This window comes from Nonomuraea terrae (assembly GCF_004348995.1).
Taxonomy (GTDB): Bacteria; Actinomycetota; Actinomycetes; order Streptosporangiales; family Streptosporangiaceae; genus Nonomuraea; species Nonomuraea terrae.
This window is the reverse complement of sequence record NZ_SMKQ01000424.1, coordinates 1-1719: the sequence shown is the minus strand read 5'-3', so window position 1 is coordinate 1719 and position 1719 is coordinate 1. Positions and strand designations below refer to the sequence as shown.

The window sequence follows — 1719 nt, the reverse complement described above, 5'->3', positions numbered from 1 at the left end:
GCTGGACGAAGGCGCGTTCCTGGGGGAGGCCGGGGTGGCGGCCGGTGAGCCGGGCCTCCATGATCTCGTCGAGGACGTCCCCGTCGTAGGGGATCCGGCCGGCGTCGATGTCGCGGCGGAAGCGTTCGAAGGCGGGCGGGTCGGTCACGTCCACGCCGTGGTCGAGCGCCACCTGGACCCAGAACTTCGCCAGGCCCTGGCGGGCCGGGTCGTCCAGGGCGTCGGGGAACTCGGCGGCTGCGCGGTCGATCGCGGCCTCCGCGTCCTTGACGGTGGCGCCTCGGGGGTCGAGCAGGCCGGTCCCGTCGAGGTAGCGCAGGTACGTGCGCAGCACCTCCGGTGCGGTGTCGAGGACCTCTCTGTCGGCCACGAGCTGGGCCGGGACCCAGGCCAGCAGGAAGTGGCTGATCTCGGCGTCGTCCCAGTAGGCCAGGCGTCCGTCGCGGCTCTCGTGGCGGGCGTCCACGGCGGCCTCCAGCAGCAGGCCGTCGGCGGGCAGGCGGTGCTCGTCCGCCCAGGTGAGGCAGCGGCGGACGAGCAGGTCCTTGGCCGCCTCGAACGCGTCGGTCTCCTCCGGCTCGAACCAGGTGCGCAACAGGTGCTCCTCGCTGGTGGTTGGAAGGCACCAGTATTCCGGCCCCAGGCACCTTCGGGCGTGCGGGTTCCGCGATCTAATCGGTGCGGACGGTCTCGCCGGTGAGGCGGGAGCGCTCGGCGGCCCAGGCCATGAGGTGGCTGTGGAGGCTTTCGGTCGGCGACGACAGGATCGAGGAGCGGTCGCGGGTGGACACAGCGGTCAGGAACGCCTCGACCAGCCCTTCGTCACCACCCCCATGACCGCCCCTCGCCGTGGCGTCACCAGGGGGGCGGGTTTCGACGACCTCTGTGCGGCCGGTGACGAAGTCGTGCACGGTCAGGCGGTCGCCGTCGCCTTCTATTGAGCCGTGGGTGCCGAAGACGCGGGTCTGGCGGTGGAGGGACGGGGTGAAGGCGGTCATGGTGAACGCGGCCGTCGTGCCGCCTTCGAATTCCATGTTCACGACTTGGTGGTCGACGACGTCGTTGTCGCAGGTGTAGACGCATCTGCCGTACGGGCCGGTTCGGAGGGCTTTCCGGACGCCCTGTTCCGAGACGTCGTCGGTCAGGGCGGTCAGTGGCCAGATCTCGCGGCCGGCCAGGGGGAGGTAGAGGCGGATGGCGGAGTACGGGCACTCGGGTTCGGCCGTGCAGTCGAGGCAGCGGTCGGCGGCGTTCTGGGGGCGGTTCTCCGGGCGGAAGTGGTGGAGGCCGCCGAACGACGAGACGCGGGTGACCCGCTTGCCGGTGAGGTGCACGAGCCAGTCGAGATCGTGGCAGGACTTGGCGAGCAGCATGAACGTGGACTCGTCGGTGCGCCGCCAGTTGCCGCGGACGTAGGAGTGCGCCTGGTGCCACCAGCCCACGGGCTCCAGGTGCTGGATGCTGACGATCTCGCCGATGCGTCCGGCGTCCAGCAGCGCTTTCAGGGTCTTGGTGTACGGGGTGTAGCGCAGGACGTGGCAGACCGCGAAGATCGCACCGGAGCGTTCGGCGGCGGACACGATCGCGTGGCACTCCTCCTGTGAGACGCCCATCGGCTTCTCCAGCAGGATGTCGTAGCCCAGCTCGGCGAAGCGCAGTGCGGGCTCGACGTGGTCGCGGTCCTGGGTGGCGATGATCACGGCGTCGGCCTGGCGGGGG

Annotated in this window: 1 protein-coding gene and 1 pseudogene; both read right to left on the bottom strand. The window is 70.6% G+C overall.

Annotated features, from left to right (window positions below):
- A pseudogene (locus tag E1286_RS47105) lies at positions 1–595 on the bottom strand (hypothetical protein); the annotation flags it as partial.
- A gap of 76 nt (positions 596–671) precedes the next feature.
- Positions 672–1719 (bottom strand): Gfo/Idh/MocA family protein (locus tag E1286_RS47100; protein WP_132623912.1); only part of this gene is annotated, 1048 nt, incomplete at its 5' end.